Genomic DNA, 16,240 nt, shown 5'->3' with positions numbered 1-16,240 from the left:
GCTCCCCACACGCCTGAACGTTGCGGCGCGGCAGACATGGTTGTCTCGCAGCATCATAGGGTGAAGCCGCTCGTGTGGACGACATTCGGGTGGACGAGAGTGCGAGTCGAACGTGCGCCCGAGCCCACGTCGAACGTCAGACGATCCGGACCAGAATCTCGGAGTGACCGGCCCTGATGACGTCTCCGTCGGCCAACTGCCAGTCCTGAACCGGGGCACCGTTGACGGTGGTGCCGTTGGTGGACCCCAGGTCGGAGAGCATGGCTACTCGGCCGTCCCAGCGAATCTCGATGTGCCGCCGGGAGACACCGGTATCGGGTAGCCGGAACTGGGCGTCCTGGCCGCGGCCGATGATGTTCTGGCCGTCCCGGAGCTGGAAGTAGCGGCCACTGCCGTCTTCGAGCTGCAGCGTGGCGGCCAACGACTGACTCTGGCCCGAATATGCGGCGGGCTGGTCGTAGCCGTACCCGTCACCGCGGCCGCCTGCACCCTGCGGGTAGCCGCGGCCGTAGGCCGGCTGCGCGGGCGGGTAGTCGTATCCGGGCTGCTGATATCCGGCGGCCCGTGGTTCGGCGTACTGCCCGGCCTGCTCGCTGTAGGCCTGCTCCTGATAGGGCGACTGCGAGTACGCAGCATCCTGCTCGCCACCGTTGTATTCGTAGCCCTGGGCGTCGTAGCCCTGACCGTTGTAACCCTGGGCGTCGTAGCCTTGCGCGTTGTAACCCTGGGCGTCGTAGCCCTGCGCGTTGTAACCCTGCGCGTCGTAGCCCTGATCCTGACCGTAGGACTGCGCGTCGTAGTCCTGGCCACCGGCGGCGCTGTAGGCCTGGCCCTGCTCGCCGTAGGGCTGCTCGTAGCCCTGACCGTTGTACGACTGCTGGTCGTAGCGGGGATCGTAGTCGGCAGGGGCGTAGCCCTGACCGTCGTAGCCGTTCTGCTCACGCCCGGCGTAGCGCGGGTCCTGGCCACCGGCGTAACCGTTGCGAGCGCGCGGATCGGGACGATGACCGTCCGCGGGATCGCGCTGCGGGTCGTAGCCTGGGTTCTGCGTCATGTGGCCGGCTCCTGGTATCGACATCGGTGGGGCAGACGGTCTCTGCGTAGCTGAAGGGACGGGACTGGGTGCTGGCTTGGCCGAAACGTTCTGCTGGGCCGATACGTTCTGCTGGGCAGACACGCCCTGCTGTGCGGGGGTGTTCCGTGCAGCAGTCGCCGATCGTCCCACATCGGGATCGACCGAGCCACTGGCTCGGAACTGACCGGTGTGAAGTGACGGCGACGGCTCGAAGCGAACCACCACGTCGCCGTAGGTCTGCCACCCCTGATCTCGGATGTAATCGTCGAGGTGGCGGGAGAACGCCTTGACCGTGAGTTCCCGATCGCCGGCGAGCTCGTCGTGGTCCGAGTTGTTGATGGTGATCACGTAGCTGTTCGGTGCCAGGTAGTGGCCGCCGTCGAGGGGCCGAACCAGATCGGACGCTTCCTGTTGGAGCGCCGCTTCCACTTCGGCCGGGACGACGCCACCGCCGAACACGCGGGCGAAGACGTCGCCGACAGCGCCCTGGAGCTTGCGTTCGAAACGCTGAACGATGCCCATCGTGACCCCTCCTCTCACTGTGTTCTTCCACCGTGTGGTGCCTGCAGGTGCGCAGGGTGCGACAGCCGCGTGTCATCACGAAGTCGCGCTGCAAGCATGATATACGGTGCCGCCGACGCGGACCGCGTGCCGCCGTTACCCTCGGACGGCTCGGGGCCGCGATTTTCGAGCGCGGCGGGGTGCGTGTTAGTGTTCTCGCCGTTACCCGGGCGGGTGGCGGAATGGCAGACGCGCTGGCTTCAGGTGCCAGTGTCCTTATGGACGTGGGGGTTCAAGTCCCCCTCCGCCCACCACTCTGGCCGCAGCTGATTCGATCGCTGCGGCCAGTTTGCATTTCCGGCCCTCTTCGATCGACTTACACGCGTGTACTTCTCGACCTCCGCGATTCGTCGGAGCCGATCCCCGACCGGGCACCGTCCGAAATGACGACCTGATGGCGTAAATTCGCAGGTTAACGCCCATAATAGGCTTACCTTATTTGCGGGGGCACCCAGGTGCTGACTTATCGTTCGTAGTTGGATCGGCCTCACCACGGCCGGATCCGTCGAGACCCTCACTTTTCTACCATGAGCTCACCCGCTCGTGCAGAGGAAAGCGTCGACGATCGACAGGTGCTGCTTCAACGGCGAGGACGCACCGCAGGCCGTTCGAGCAGCCGGTTACACCACACCGTCGCCGACGAGTTTCAAGGCTGGACTTATCCGAAGGCTAGGTATGAAGCACACTCCGGGCCCGCAAGGCCTCTACGATCCCGTCAACGAGCACGACTCCTGTGGTGTCGCGTTCGTGGTGGACATGCACGGTCGCCGCAGTCGTGACATCGTCGAGAAGGCGATCACTGCACTGGTCAACCTCGAGCACCGCGGTGCTGCCGGCTCCGAACCGAACACCGGTGACGGTGCGGGCATTCTGATCCAGGTTCCGGACGCGTTCTTTCGCGCGGTCGTAGATTTCGAGCTTCCCGCTCCCGGTGCGTACGCAACCGGTGTCGCGTTCCTTCCTCAGGGCCGTAGCGACGCAGCGCGTGCCTGCGAGGGTGTCGAGCGCATCGTCGAGAGCGAGGGCCTGTCGGTTCTGGGTTGGCGTGAGGTCCCCACCGACGACTCCTCGCTCGGAGCCCTCGCGCGCGATGCGATGCCGACCTTCCGTCAGCTGTTCCTCGCCGCCCCCGACGCATCGGTCACCGATCTCGATCTGGAGCGTCGTGCGTTCGTCATCCGCAAGCGCGTCGAGCACGAGCTGGGCGAAGAGGGTGCAGGCAAGGACGGCCCGGGCCGCGAAACGGTCTACTTCCCGTCCCTGTCCTCGCAGACCTTCGTCTACAAGGGCATGCTGACGACTCCACAGCTCAAGGGCTTCTACCTGGACCTGCAGGACGAACGTGTGGAAAGCGCACTGGGACTTGTGCATTCGCGCTTCTCCACCAACACGTTCCCGTCGTGGCCGCTGGCGCATCCGTTCCGACGCGTCGCCCACAACGGCGAGATCAACACCGCCACCGGTAACGAGAACTGGATGCGCGCCCGCGAGGCACTCATCACCTCCGACGTGTTCGGTGGCTCCGAGGCCCTCGAGAAGATCTTCCCCGTGGTCACCCACGGAGCAAGTGACACAGCACGTTTCGACGAGGTGCTCGAGCTGCTGCACCTCGGCGGACGAAGCCTGCCGCACGCCGTGCTCATGATGATTCCCGAGGCCTGGGAGCGCCACGAGTCCATGGACCCGGCGCGTCGGGCGTTCTACAAGTACCACTCCTCGCTGATGGAGCCCTGGGACGGACCGGCGTCGGTGTGCTTCACCGACGGCACCGTCATCGGCGCGGTCCTCGACCGCAACGGCCTGCGCCCGAGCCGGCTCTGGGTCACCGACGACGGTCTGGTCGTCATGGCGTCCGAGGTCGGTGTTCTCGATATCGATCCGTCCAAGGTCATTCGCAAGGTGCGCCTGCAGCCGGGCCGGATGTTCTTGGTGGACACCGCGCAGGGCCGGATCGTCTCCGACGACGAGATCAAGGACGAGCTCGCGGCCGAGCATCCGTACCAGCAGTGGCTCGACGAGGGTCTGACCTCGATCGACGATCTGCCCGAGCGTCCGCACGTGCACATGCCGCACGATCGCGTTCTCATTCGGCAGCAGATCTTCGGTTACACCACCGAGGAGCTGAACGTACTGGTCTCGCCGATGGCGAAGTCCGGTGCCGAGGCCATCGGGTCCATGGGTACCGATACCCCGATCGCGGTCCTGTCGGCTCGTCCGCGGATGTTGTTCGACTACTTCTCCCAGCTTTTCGCGCAGGTCACCAACCCGCCGCTCGACGCGATCCGCGAGGAGATCGTCACCAGCCTCGGCGGCACCATCGGCCCCGAGGGCGATCTGCTCAATCCGAACGCCGAGAGCTGCAAGCAGATCGTGCTGCCGCAGCCGATCCTGCACAACGACGATCTCGCCAAGCTCGTCCACATCAACGACGAGGGCACGCAGGAAGAGCTTCGTTCGGTGGTCGTGCGCGGCCTCTACCCGGTCGCCGAGGGCGGGGAGGGTCTCCGAAAGTCGTTGGAGGCCATCCGCGCTCAGGTGTCCGCTGCCATCTCGGGCGGCGCGCGGATCATCGTGCTCTCCGACCGGGAGTCGAGCGAGAAGCTCGCTCCGATCCCGTCACTGCTGCTCACCTCCGCGGTGCACCATCACCTGGTCCGCGAGAAGACCCGCACCAAGGTCGGTCTCATCATCGAGGCCGGTGACGCCCGCGAGGTGCACCACATGGCCCTGCTCATCGGATTCGGTGCAGCAGCGGTCAACCCGTACATGGCGTTCGAGTCGATCGAGGACATGATCGAGCGCGGTGCCCTCACCGGCATCGACTTCGACAAGGCCGTCTCCAACTACATCAAGGCCGCGGGCAAGGGTGTGCTGAAGGTGATGTCCAAGATGGGCATCTCGACTCTCGCGTCGTACACCGGTGCTCAGCTGTTCCAGGTCATCGGCCTGTCTCAGGAGCTGGTGGACGAGTACTTCACCGGCCTGAACAGCCATCTCGGCGGTATCGATCTCGATCAGGTCGCCGACGACGTCGCAGCACGGCACGCGGTGGCGTACCTCGACAACCGTCAGGAGCGTGCTCACCGAGAGCTCGAGACCGGCGGCGAGTACCAGTGGCGTCGTGAAGGGGAGTACCACCTCTTCAACCCCGACACCGTGTTCAAGCTGCAGCACTCCACCCGCACCGGTCAGTACGACATCTTCAAGGAATACACGAAGATGGTCGACGACCAGTCCGAGCGTCTCGCGTCGCTGCGCGGTCTGTTTCGGTTCAAGACCGAAGAGCGGCAAGCCATTTCGATCGACGAGGTCGAGCCGGCCAGCGAGATCGTCAAGCGGTTCTCCACGGGCGCGATGAGCTACGGCTCCATCTCGGCCGAGGCGCACGAGACCCTGGCCATCGCCATGAACCGTCTCGGCGGACGCTCCAACTCCGGTGAGGGCGGCGAGGATGTCTCGCGGTTCACCCCCGACGAGAACGGGGACTGGCGACGGTCGGCCGTCAAGCAGGTCGCGTCGGGACGCTTCGGTGTCACATCGCATTACCTGACCAACTGCACCGACATCCAGATCAAGATGGCGCAGGGAGCCAAGCCCGGTGAGGGCGGCCAGCTTCCGGCGCACAAGGTGTACCCGTGGGTCGCCGAGGTTCGGCATTCGACGCCCGGCGTCGGCCTGATCTCGCCGCCGCCGCACCACGACATCTACTCGATCGAGGATCTCGCACAGCTGATCCACGACCTGAAGAACGCCAACCCGCAGGCCCGCATCCACGTGAAGCTGGTCTCCGAGGTCGGTGTCGGAACGGTCGCTGCCGGTGTGTCCAAGGCACATGCCGACGTGGTGCTGATCTCGGGCCACGACGGCGGCACCGGCGCGACGCCGCTGACGTCGGTCAAGCACGCCGGTGGACCGTGGGAGCTCGGCTTGGCCGAGACCCAGCAGACGTTGTTGCTCAACGGTCTTCGCGATCGCATCGTCGTGCAGGTGGACGGTCAGCTCAAGACCGGCCGTGACGTCATGGTCGCCGCACTGCTCGGCGGTGAGGAGTTCGGCTTCGCCACCGCTCCGCTCGTCGTCTCGGGCTGCATCATGATGCGCGTCTGCCACCTCGATACCTGTCCCGTGGGCGTTGCCACACAGAACCCGTTGCTGCGTAAGCGTTTTGCAGGCAAGCCCGAGTTCGTCGAGAACTTCTTCATGTTCATCGCCGAAGAGGTCCGCGAGCTCATGGCCGAGCTCGGGTTCCGCACGCTCGACGAGGCCGTCGGTCAGGTGGGCTTGCTGGACACCACCGCGGCCAAGGAGCACTGGAAGGCGTCGAAGCTGGATCTGTCGCCGATCCTCGAAGAGGTCGAGTCGGCGTTCATGAACCAGAACCTCTACAACACCGGGGTTCAGGATCACGGACTCGACAAGGCCCTCGACCAGCAGCTCATCGCGGCCAGCCGCAATGCGCTGGACAAGGGTGAGAAGGTCGTCTTCGAGTCCAAGATCACCAACGTCAACCGCACCGTCGGCACGATGCTCGGGCACGAGGTCACCAAGGCGTACGGCGGCGTCGGCCTGCCGGACGACACGATCGACATCACGTTCACCGGCTCGGCCGGTAACAGTTTCGGTGCGTTCGTCCCCTCCGGAATGACGCTCCGCCTGCAGGGTGACGCCAACGACTTCGTCGGCAAGGGGCTGTCCGGTGGACATCTCGTGCTGCGTCCGTCGCTGAGTGCGCCCGAGGGATTCGTCGCCGAGGACAACATCATCGGTGGCAACGTCTTCCTGTTCGGTGCCACCAGCGGTGAGGCACTCATTCGAGGTGTCGTCGGTGAGCGATTCGCCGTACGTAACTCCGGTGCGGAGGCCGTCGTCGAAGGCGTCGGCGATCACGGTTGCGAGTACATGACGGGCGGCAAGGTCGTCATCCTCGGCTCGACGGGTCGTAACTTCGGTGCCGGCATGTCCGGTGGCGTCGCGTTCATCTTCGATCCGAACAAGACGTTCGAGGCCAACCTCAACACCGAGCTGGTCGACATCGAGGAGCTCGAGGGTGACGAGTTCACCTGGCTCCGCGACATCGTCACGCGTCACCAGGAGCAGACCGGCTCCGAGGTGGCCGAGCGGATCCTCGCGGATTGGTCACAGCAGGTGAACCATTTCGTGAAGGTCATGCCTCGCGATTACAAGAAGGTACTGCTGGCCATCTCCGAAGCCGAGAAGAACGGCGCGGACGTGGACGAAGCGATCATGGAGGCAGCTCGTGGGTGACCCACAGGGATTTCTGAAGAACACGGTTCGTGAAGTACCGAAGCGGCGGCCCGTCGACCTGCGCCTGATGGACTGGAAAGAGGTCTACGAGGATTTCTCGAAGGACACTCTGCGTACCCAGGCCAGCCGGTGCATGGATTGCGGTATTCCGTTCTGCCACAACGGTTGTCCGCTCGGGAACCTGATCCCCGAGTGGAACGACCTGGTGTTCAAGGATCGTTGGCGCGACAGCATCGATCGGCTGCACGCCACCAACAACTTCCCGGAATTCACCGGGCGGTTGTGCCCGGCTCCGTGCGAGGCGTCGTGTGTCCTGGGCATCAACCAGGATCCGGTCACCATCAAGCAGGTCGAGGTCGAGATCATCGACAAGGCCTTCGAAGAGGGCTGGGTGACGCCGGTATACCCGACGCATCTGACCGGTAAGACTGTCGCCGTCGTCGGCTCCGGACCCGCGGGACTCGCTGCAGCGCAGCAGCTCACCCGCGCCGGCCACACCGTCACGGTGTTCGAGCGAGCCGATCGCATCGGCGGATTGCTGCGCTACGGCATCCCCGAGTTCAAGATGGAGAAGCGCCACATCGACCGTCGGCTCGCACAGATGGAGGCCGAGGGCACCGTCTTCCGCACCGGTGTCGATGTGGGCGTGGACATCTCGGCCGACGAACTGCGCGAGCAGTTCGACGCCGTCGTCCTCTCCGGCGGTGCCACCGCATGGCGCGACCTGCCGATCGAGGGCCGCGAGCTCGACGGCATCTACCAGGCCATGGAGTTCCTGCCGCACGCCAACCGCGTCCAGCAGGGCGACTTCGCTGCGCCGCCCGTCAGCGCCGAGGGCAAGAAGGTCGTCATCATCGGCGGCGGCGACACCGGGGCCGACTGCCTCGGTACCTCGCACCGTCAGGGCGCCGAGAGCGTCCACCAGTTCGAGATCATGGCCCGTCCTCCCGAGGAGCGTGCGACGTCCACCCCGTGGCCGACGTACCCGCTGATGTACCGGGTCGCGTCTGCACACGAAGAGGGCGGCGAACGCGTCTTCTCCGTCAACACCGAGCGTTTCGTCGGCGAAGACGGCAAGGTCACCGCACTCGAAGCCTGCGAGGTCGAGTTCAAGGCCGGCAAGTTCGAGAAGGTCGAGGGCAGCGAATTCACCCTCGAGGCCGATCTGGTTCTGCTCGCCATGGGATTCGTCGGACCCGACAAGGGCGGTCTGCTGACCGACCTGGGTGTCGACTTCAACCAGCGCGGCAACGTCGAGCGCACCAACGAATGGGTCACCAACGTCCCCGGCGTCTTCGTTGCCGGAGACATGGGCCGCGGCCAGTCGCTCATCGTGTGGGCCATCGCCGAGGGCCGCTCGTGCGCGGCCGCCGTCGATACCTTCCTGCAGGGAGCAACGGCACTGCCGTCGCCGATCGTGCCCACCCAGGCACCGCAGCGGTAGCCAGTTTTCGATCGCACCACCCCCGGGGGATCAATGTCTCTTTGTTGCACTCTGAGCGACTGAATCTCACATTGATCCCCGGGTGGGTGACGTGAATCCGCCATACGGTTACGTCCGTTAACCATGTAGGCATCTGATGGTCACAGGCCCCTGGCATTGTCGGTATCGAATAACGATGCGTTCGATCACCCAGTGAGGCCCCCTCCCCATGAGTGTCAAGAAGATCTGCGCCGGTGTCGGCGTCGTAGCTGCTGTTGCGTCCGGAATCGTCGTCGGAGCGGCATCGCCCGCCGTCGCCGACCCAGCCGATTGCCCGACGATGTACGTCGTGGCGATTCCGGGCACGTGGGAGACCAGCTCGGGCGCGGCACCGAAGCCAGGGATGCTCACCGACGTCACCGACCGTCTCGGCGACGACATTCGAACCGACTACGTCTCGTATCCCGCCACCGCGTTCCCGTGGGAGGGCGAGGTGTACGGGCAGTCGCGCGCAGCTGCGGTCACCAATGCGGGCGGGATGCTCAAAGCCATGGCAGACCGTTGCGGTGCGACGAAACTCGGCATCATCGGCTACAGCCAGGGAGCCGACGCGGCAGGCGATCTCGCCGCGGCGATCGGCACCGGAGTCGGCGTCGTGCCCGCGGACAAGGTGGTGGCCGTGGGCTTGATCTCGGATCCGAAGCGCTCCGACACCGACGCTCTGATTGGGCCTGCTGTGGTGGGCACCGGGGTCGGTGGACCTCGCGTCGGTGGATTCGGGTACGTCAGCCCCGTGGTGCGGACGTTCTGCGCGGTCGGAGATCTGTACTGCTCCACACCGAAGGACGACTACGTGGCGCGGCTCGCCGGATTCCTGGCCGTGTCGTCCAACCCTGCGCCCGATGTGGCCGATCAGTACTCGCAGGAGGCGCAGTCGTTGATCGGCGACCTCGCAGCGGCAGGCGGGCTTCCGGTGCTCCAGGGTCAGCTCACCGACCAGGCCAACGAGCAGCGCCGTCGAGAGATCGAAGCCTTCTATCGCTCGGGAATCCACCAGGAATACCAGAGCTACGACGTAGACAACGGACAGTCCGCGACGCGGTGGTTGGCACGCTATCTCGCCGACGCGGTCTGACGACGCAGAAGTACGAAGACCGCCACAGCGCTGACGGCCATCAGACCGGCGCTCCAGCCGGCGGCGAGGTTGAAGCCGTCGATGAAGGACGAGTTCGCGACGGTGGTCAGTTGCGAGGCGAACGGCTCCGGTAGGTAGTCCGCCACGGCGATTGCACCGCCGATGGTCTCCCGTGCGGGGTCGGCTATCTCGGCAGGGGTGCCCGCGGGGATGACGTCGTCCATGCGGTGTCGGTAGACGGTGCTGCCGATCGTGCCGAGGATCGCGATGCCGACGGCCCCGCCCAATTCGGCTCCGGTCTCCGACAATGCCGATGCGGCCCCGGCCTTCTCGGGTGCGGCGGCGGTGAGGACGATATCGGAGTTGAGAGTCGACGCGGCGCCGATACCGAACGTCAGCAGAGCCATGCCGGTGAGGAGCAATGGTAGGCCCGAGTCGCTGGTGACAAAAACCATTGCCACACAACCGAATCCGATGAACGCCAGGCCGCAGGCAATGATGGTGCCCGTGTGGATCACTTTGCTCATCGTCGGTGCCAACACCGCACCGGCCGCTGCGGCCGCTGCGGGAATCAACAACCACAGTCCGGCCTCGAGGGGTCCGAGCCCGACGACCAGCTGAAGGTACTGCGCGGCGAACAGGCTGAAGCCGGTCATGGCGAAGATGACCAGGAACTGCACCACGACGGCTGCACTGAAGGCTCGTTCAGCGAACAGCGTCACGTCGATCAGTGGATTCGCGGCCTTCCGTTGCCGGATGACGAACACGGCACCGAGCGCCAGTCCGACGAGGGCGGTGACGATCGTTGCCGTGTCGATCCCCTCCTGCGCACCGTGTTTGATGGCGAAGACGATCGAGAGCATCGACGAGATCGCGAGGATCACGCTGATCGGATCGAACTTGCCGGGGTCGGAGTCCTTGAACTCGGGGACCAGCAACGGGGCGGCGACGAACAGCACCACCATGATCGGAATGTTGATCAGGAACACCGAGCCCCACCAGAAGTGTTCGAGCAGAACACCGCCGATGACGGGGCCAACGGCTGCTCCGCCGGCAAAGCCGGCAGTCCACAGGCCGATGGCTTCCTTTCGCTGAGCGGGGTCGTGAAACATGTTGCGTATCAAGGACAAAGTGCTCGGCGCAATGGTGGCTCCGCCGATTCCCAGCAAAGCACGAGCCGCGAGCAGCATCTCGGGGGAGGTGGAGAACGTCGCGGCCAGAGACGCCGCTCCGAACACGACGGCACCGATCATCAGCAGCGTGCGTCTGCCGATGCGATCACCCAGAGAGCCCATCGTGATCAGGAGGCCGGCCAGCAGAAACCCGTAGATGTCGAGAATCCACAACGACTGATTGCTGGTGGGTTCGAGATCGGCCGTCATGAACGGCAGGGCCAGATACAGCACCGACATGTCCATCGACACGACCAGAATCGGCACCACCAGCACTGCGAGGCCGAGCCAATCCTTACCCGTGGCGCGTTGCTCGGATGCCGTCTGGCTCACTGTGGTTTCCCTTCCCGAATGGACACCTCAGCTTAGGGGGATCGGGAGTACGTTCGGTGGAGAAACATGTCTCTCGCCGAACGAAGGAAACATCACGTCATGACCAACGATCTGAAGGTCGTCGCGACGATCATCGCCAAGCCCGACGCTGTCGACGCAGTCCGCGACGGGCTGTCGGCCCTGGTTGCCGAATCTCGGAAAGAAGACGGAAACATCTCCTACGAGCTGTTCGAGTCGGCGGTCGAGCCGGGGACCTTCATCACCATCGAGTTGTGGAAGTCGCAGGAGGACCTCGACGGTCACATGCAGACCCCGCACCTGCAGCAGGCGTTAAGCGAGTTCGGTGCCCATCTCGCGGCTGCGCCCGCCATCCATCCGCTCCGGCCCGTCGGCTGAGTCACCCCGCGCGCTGACGTACACGAGCGCCGAGACGACCAGCAGTGCCACCGTGGCTCCGATCGCGAGCCAGCCGGTCCCACTCATCTCGCCCGACGCGATGATGCGGGCTCCGGCGGCGGTGTAGCTCATGGGCATGAAGGCAGCGAGGTCACCCCAGATCGATGCTGTCGACGCGTACGCGAAGCCGCAGACGACGACCTGGACCGCGAGGGCGGCGATGTTGACGATCTGACCGACCACGGCACCGAGCACGCGTTGAATCGCTCCCGCGGCGGCGAGGTAGGCCGCGGCGGAGACGATCAGGAATGCACCCGCTCCGAGCACCGGCCCGACGGCGGCGTCGGTGGCGAACGCGAACGCGACTGCGGCGCTTACGCCCACTGCCGCGACTGCAGCTCCGACGGCGATCCAGCGCGGCTTGCTGTCCCTACCCAACACGCGAACGAGGCTGACGCAGCCGAGAGCTCCGAGCGCGACCAGGGCGGCGATCAGATACGGCGTGGCACCGGTTCCGGTGCTCGACGACGTGGCGGCGATGTTCTGGTCCGAGGTGGCGTCGTCGGTGGCGGCCGCGGTTCCCTGCGGGAGTGCCGCGGAGGCGTCGCGCACGTTGGTGGCGATGCCGTTGACGATCCCCTCGACCGGCTTGACCGACGTCACGAGCTGATCGGTGCCGGCCTTGAGCTGCTGGCCACCGTCGTCGAGTTGGCCGAGTCCGTCCCGCAGCTGCACAGTGGCGTCACCGAGCTGTGCGGTGGCGCCGAGGAACTGACTGTTCGGATCGTTGAGCTCGGAGGACAGCTGCTGCGCACCACCCTTGAGGGTCTGTAGCTGAGCGAGGGTGTCGGGTCCGAAAGCCTGGGTGTTCAGAGTGTCGATGACCCCGCGGATCTCGCCGGAGATGGCGTCGGATCCCGGATGCGGGAAGCGATCGACCTGGTCCGCGGTGGCAGCGAGTTTGGCGGTGAAGTCGGCCTGCAGCGCCCCGAATCCGGTGAGCTGGTCGACCACCTGGTCGACGCCACCGCTGATCTGCGACGCGCCGTCACCGAGCTGGCCGATACCGTCGCGGTACTGTCCGAATCCGTCGGCCAGCTGGATGGTTCCGTCGTGCGCCTGGGTGATGCCGTCGGCGAGCTGCCCGACGCCGTCGTTGAGCTGCGTTCCGCCGTCTGTCAGCTGACCGATGCCGCTGGAGAGAAACGTGATGGGCAGCGACGCGCTGTTGAGGCTGCTCCGGGCCGCGGCCAAGGGATCTGCCGACGCAGGCTCGGACGTCGGTGCCTGCTGTGCGTCGGCGACGACGGTGGTCGTGTCGGTGGCGGATTCGCCGCCGAGGTCGTACCCGGTGCCGAGTGCGAAAGCACCCACTGCGACCAGAGGAAACGCCAGTGCAGTGAGAGCAACGGCAGGACGTCGGAAGATACGCAATTCACCCATGATGACTCCGAGGCTAACTGCCGCCGGCAGAGCGACCGACCAACGAGTGGTCGCAGATGCCACATTCGATGCCGCTGAGCTGGGACTTTAAGAGGTCTCTGTGGATTGTCGGTTGCGGGGTAGCAGGTCCCATACGTGCTCGGTTTCGTTCACCGAGGACACCGACCTCGATCCGCTCCGCGAGAACAGTACGCGCGTCACCGAGCAGTAGTCGATCGGAAACCCCAGGACTTTCGGGGTCTGCAGAATGTCTTGCAGAAGTATGTTCACGACGCCGCCGTGGGCGAAGAGAACGACGGTGTCGGTGTGTGCGCTGGTCGACACGATGTCGGCTACCCCGGCCAACACGCGCTCCCGGAAGGCGTGCTCGTCGACCTGTTCGGGAAGATGTCCTGCCTTGATGCGATCGAATGCCTCACGGAACTCGGTCTTGGCCGACTCGATGGGAATGTAACCACCGAAATCGCGGTCGTATTCGGTCAGGCGGTCGTCGGGTTCGACGGTCAGACCGAGCCGATCGGCCAACGGTTGCGCAGTCTGGACCGCCCGCAGCTGCGAACTCGAGACGACTCGCGAAATCGGGAACCGCGCCACGGCACCCGGCACACGCTGGGACTGTTCGACGCCGAGTTCGGCGAGAGCGGGATCGGCCGAGGTCTCCGATCGTTGCGGGAGGGCGTGACGCACCAGAACCAGTTGCATCGACTCACCTAATCACGAGTGTTCGGCCGCTGCGTTGCACCATCGACCGAAAGGCCGCGACCTGACGGGGTGTGTCGGTTCGCGGCTCCCACACCATGCCGATGCGTCGACGCGCCGCGGGCTGGGTGAGCCCGATGTCGACGGTTCCGCCCTCACCGCCGTGCGCGCGGATTCTCGGCAGTATGGCGATGCCGAGGCCGGCCCCCACCAGCCCGCGCACCGTGTGGGTGTCCTGACCCTCGAAGGCGATGCGAGGGCTGAAGCCGGCGTCCGCCCACAATTCGTCGCAGATCGATCGCATCCCGAAGCCGTGGCCCATCGCGATGTAGTTCTCGTCGGCCGTGTCGGCCAGATCGACCGACCTGCGAGAGGCCAGCCGATGATCGGCCGGAACCACCAGCATCAGTCGCTCGTCGTACAGCTGGAACGAGTTGGCGTCGGTGTGTTCTGCGCTGAGGGAGACGAACGCCAGGTCGGACGCCCCGTCGGCCAGTCGGTCCAGGCAGCGTGCTCGTGCGCCCTGATCCAGATCGAACGTGACGGCAGGGTGGTCGACGCGAAACTGGCGGATCAGCGCCGGCACGACGTCCTCGCCGAGGGTGTTCTGAAATGCGACGGCGATGCGGCCCCTTGCTCTGGCGTCGTGCTCGGTCATGGCGTCGATACCGGCGTCGAGGTCGCTCAACGCCCGCTGCAGGTAGGGGATCAACACCCGTCCGGCGCTGGTGAGCACGATGCCGCGGCCGCGTCGTTCTACGATGTCGACGCCGAGAATGGCCGACGCGCGTGCGACCTGACGGCTGACCGTGGGTTGTGGAACGCCCAGGACGTGAGCGGCGTCGGTGATGTGCTCGGTGTCGGCCACCGCGACGAGAGTCGGCAGCAACGGCAGCAGCTCGATCGCTTCGCGACGCATTTTTGAATCATATCGCTGTCGCATCGGTTTGCTTCCTCTCATGCATTGGACGAATACCGTGAGCACTTCTAACGTCATCTGCATGACTACGACGCAGCCCGAGGTCCTCGGTTGGGAGGGCCATCCCAAGGGATCACGTGAATACCGTCGTCTCGTGCTGGCGTTGCTGTTCGCCGGAGTCGCGACGTTCGCTCAGCTGTACTCGGTACAGGGCATCCTGCCGCTCATCGCTGCCAACCTCGACATCACGCCGTCGCAGTCCTCGCTTGCCGTCGGTCTCGCGACAGTCGGTGTTGCGGTGTCGGTGATCCCCTGGTCGGTGGCGGCCGATCGCGTCGGCCGAGTGCGGGCGATGACGGCCTCGATCCTCGTTGCGACGACGCTGGGTCTGCTGGTTCCGCTCTCACCCTCGCTCGAGGTGCTGCTGGTCGTTCGATTCTTCGAAGGTGCTGCGCTGGGCGGACTTCCGGCCATCGCGATTGCGTACCTGAGTGAGGAAGTGCACCGCAGTCATACCGCACTGGCCGCCGCCACCTATGTATCGGGCACGACGCTGGGCGGATTGTTGGGCCGCATCGTCGCCGGCCCCGTGGCGGAGTACACCAACTGGCGGATCGGCACGTTGACCGTGTCGGTCATCGCCGCGCTGGCTGCCGCCCTGTTCGTGTGGCTGGCACCGAAGCCGCGAATGACGCTTGCGCACAGCGAGATTCGCGACCTACCGGGTCGGCTGTGGGTCAACCTTCGGGAACCGGGGATGCTGGCGCTCTACGGCCAGGGTTTCTTGCTGATGGGCGGGTTCGTCGCGATCTACAACTTCCTCGGATTCCGTTTGGAAGCCGTGCCTTTCGGGCTCCCGCAATCGTTGATCAGCCTGATCTTCGTGGCGTACCTCAGCGGCACCGTCTCGTCACGGGTGGCCGGAAAACTGGCGACGAAGCACGGTCGGTCGGTCGTTCTCGCCGGATCCACCGCGACGATGGTCGTCGGAGTGGCAATGACGATGGCGTCGAACCTCGCCGTGATCCTGGTCGGTTTGGTGATCCTGACCATGGGATTCTTTGCCGCCCACGCCATCGCGTCGGGATGGACGGGCCAACGCGCCGTCCACGGCCGCGCGCAGGCGACGTCGCTGTACAACCTGTTCTACTACGGTGGGTCGTCCATCGTCGGCTGGCTCGGCGGTGTCGTCTTCCAGTCCCTGGGATGGAATGCGTTGGCGCTGTTCGTCATTGCGTTGGCCGTCGTCGCAGGAATCTGGGCTGCGTGCCTGGGCGGGCGGCTGGCGCGGCCAGTCTCAGTAGGTCGATGAGGTCGACGCCGCCACCGCGAACAGAATGATGGCCCCCACTACGATGACGAACAGCGCGATCGATACGTACCCGACCACCAGGCCTGCCGTAGCGAACCCGGATCCGCCCTCGCCGGTGCGCTTGATCTGACCGCGCGATATGTGGCCGCAGACCACGGCGCAGACGGATGCAAGCAAGGGAATGAACGTCAGACCCAGAATTGCCAACACGAGCGAGACTATCGCCAGAGTGTTGGTGGACGCGGGTGCCCGATACCCGCCCGCATACGGCGCGTTCCCGTACTGGGGGTTGGGGTACTGAGGATTCTGGTACTGGGGATTTTGGTACTCAGGGTTCTGGTACTGCGGGTTCTGGTACTGCGGGTTCTGGTACTGGGGGTACTGCTGCTGGCCCGGGTACGGCTGATCCTTGTTGGATGCGTCGAACGGATCGCTGCCCTCGCCCTGCGGATTCACCATTGCGGGAGTTTGACACTTCGACACCGTCGCCGCAAGCGCGCACGCAGT

11 protein-coding genes and 1 tRNA gene are annotated in these 16,240 nt (G+C 65.2%); 6 read left to right on the top strand and 6 right to left on the bottom strand.

All coding sequences use genetic code 11. From position 1 onward, the window contains the following. Positions 1-136: 136 nt before the first annotated feature. Positions 137-1,597 (bottom strand): DUF3662 and FHA domain-containing protein, encoded by a 1,461-nt coding sequence (locus CH275_RS07685; protein ID WP_094676741.1) that lies wholly within the window; start codon positions 1,595-1,597, stop codon positions 137-139. A 207-nt stretch (positions 1,598-1,804) separates the two neighbouring features. Here CH275_RS07685 and CH275_RS07680 point away from each other — a divergent pair. The 4 genes from CH275_RS07680 to CH275_RS07665 all read left to right on the top strand — a co-directional run bounded on the left by CH275_RS07680 (position 1,805) and on the right by CH275_RS07665 (position 9,459). Next, positions 1,805-1,890, top strand: a tRNA-Leu gene (locus CH275_RS07680). A gap of 421 nt (positions 1,891-2,311) precedes the next feature. After that, entirely contained in the window at positions 2,312-6,901 is a 4,590-nt protein-coding gene (gene gltB, locus CH275_RS07675) for a glutamate synthase large subunit (protein ID WP_094676739.1), read from the top strand. Continuing rightward, positions 6,894-8,345 carry a glutamate synthase subunit beta gene (locus tag CH275_RS07670; protein ID WP_094616198.1) on the top strand — a complete coding sequence of 484 codons (1,452 nt, stop codon included), beginning with the start codon at positions 6,894-6,896 and terminating at the stop codon, positions 8,343-8,345. The genes gltB and CH275_RS07670 overlap by 8 nt, the downstream gene beginning before the upstream one ends. A 208-nt stretch (positions 8,346-8,553) precedes the next feature. Further along, positions 8,554-9,459: a cutinase family protein gene (locus CH275_RS07665; RefSeq protein WP_094676737.1), complete on the top strand. Its 906-nt coding sequence runs from the start codon at positions 8,554-8,556 to the stop codon at positions 9,457-9,459. On the opposite strand, the gene CH275_RS07660 is transcribed toward CH275_RS07665, so the two are convergent. Further along, positions 9,438-10,964, bottom strand: a complete 1,527-nt coding sequence (locus CH275_RS07660) for an MFS transporter (protein ID WP_094676735.1) — start codon at positions 10,962-10,964, stop codon at positions 9,438-9,440. The two genes, CH275_RS07665 and CH275_RS07660, sit on opposite strands and share 22 nt — an antisense overlap. 99 nt (positions 10,965-11,063) lie before the next feature. On the opposite strand from CH275_RS07660, the gene CH275_RS07655 reads away from it, so the two are divergent. Continuing rightward, entirely contained in the window at positions 11,064-11,360 is a 297-nt protein-coding gene (locus CH275_RS07655; RefSeq protein WP_094676733.1) for a putative quinol monooxygenase, read from the top strand. Here the strand turns inward: CH275_RS07655 and CH275_RS07650 are convergent. From CH275_RS07650 to CH275_RS07640, 3 genes are all read right to left on the bottom strand, one after another. Next, positions 11,295-12,803, bottom strand: coding sequence for a phage infection protein (locus tag CH275_RS07650; protein ID WP_094677305.1), 1,509 nt, complete (start codon positions 12,801-12,803; stop codon positions 11,295-11,297). The two genes, CH275_RS07655 and CH275_RS07650, sit on opposite strands and share 66 nt — an antisense overlap. Positions 12,804-12,890: 87 nt before the next feature. Continuing rightward, the gene (locus CH275_RS07645; RefSeq protein ID WP_094676731.1) at positions 12,891-13,505 is read right to left on the bottom strand and encodes a histidine phosphatase family protein; all 615 of its coding nucleotides are present in this window, start codon (positions 13,503-13,505) and stop codon (positions 12,891-12,893) included. 4 nt (positions 13,506-13,509) lie between these two features. Then, a complete protein-coding gene (locus CH275_RS07640) occupies positions 13,510-14,421 on the bottom strand; it encodes a LysR family transcriptional regulator (RefSeq protein ID WP_256990909.1) in 912 nt (303 codons plus the stop codon). 82 nt (positions 14,422-14,503) lie between these two features. Between CH275_RS07640 and CH275_RS07635 the strand changes: the two genes are divergently transcribed. Further along, complete coding sequence (locus CH275_RS07635) at positions 14,504-15,733, top strand: MFS transporter (RefSeq protein ID WP_094676729.1); 1,230 nt, start codon at positions 14,504-14,506, stop codon at positions 15,731-15,733. Here CH275_RS07635 and CH275_RS07630 read toward each other — a convergent pair. Further along, entirely contained in the window at positions 15,719-16,192 is a 474-nt protein-coding gene (locus CH275_RS07630; protein ID WP_094676727.1) for a DUF4190 domain-containing protein, read from the bottom strand. The genes CH275_RS07635 and CH275_RS07630 overlap by 15 nt on opposite strands. Positions 16,193-16,240: the final 48 nt, after the last annotated feature.

This window comes from Rhodococcus sp. 06-235-1A, assembly GCF_002258785.1.
In the GTDB taxonomy this organism is placed as follows: domain Bacteria; phylum Actinomycetota; class Actinomycetes; order Mycobacteriales; family Mycobacteriaceae; genus Rhodococcoides.
The sequence above is the reverse complement of the archived record's forward strand: the minus strand, read 5'-3'. Positions and strand labels throughout refer to the sequence as shown.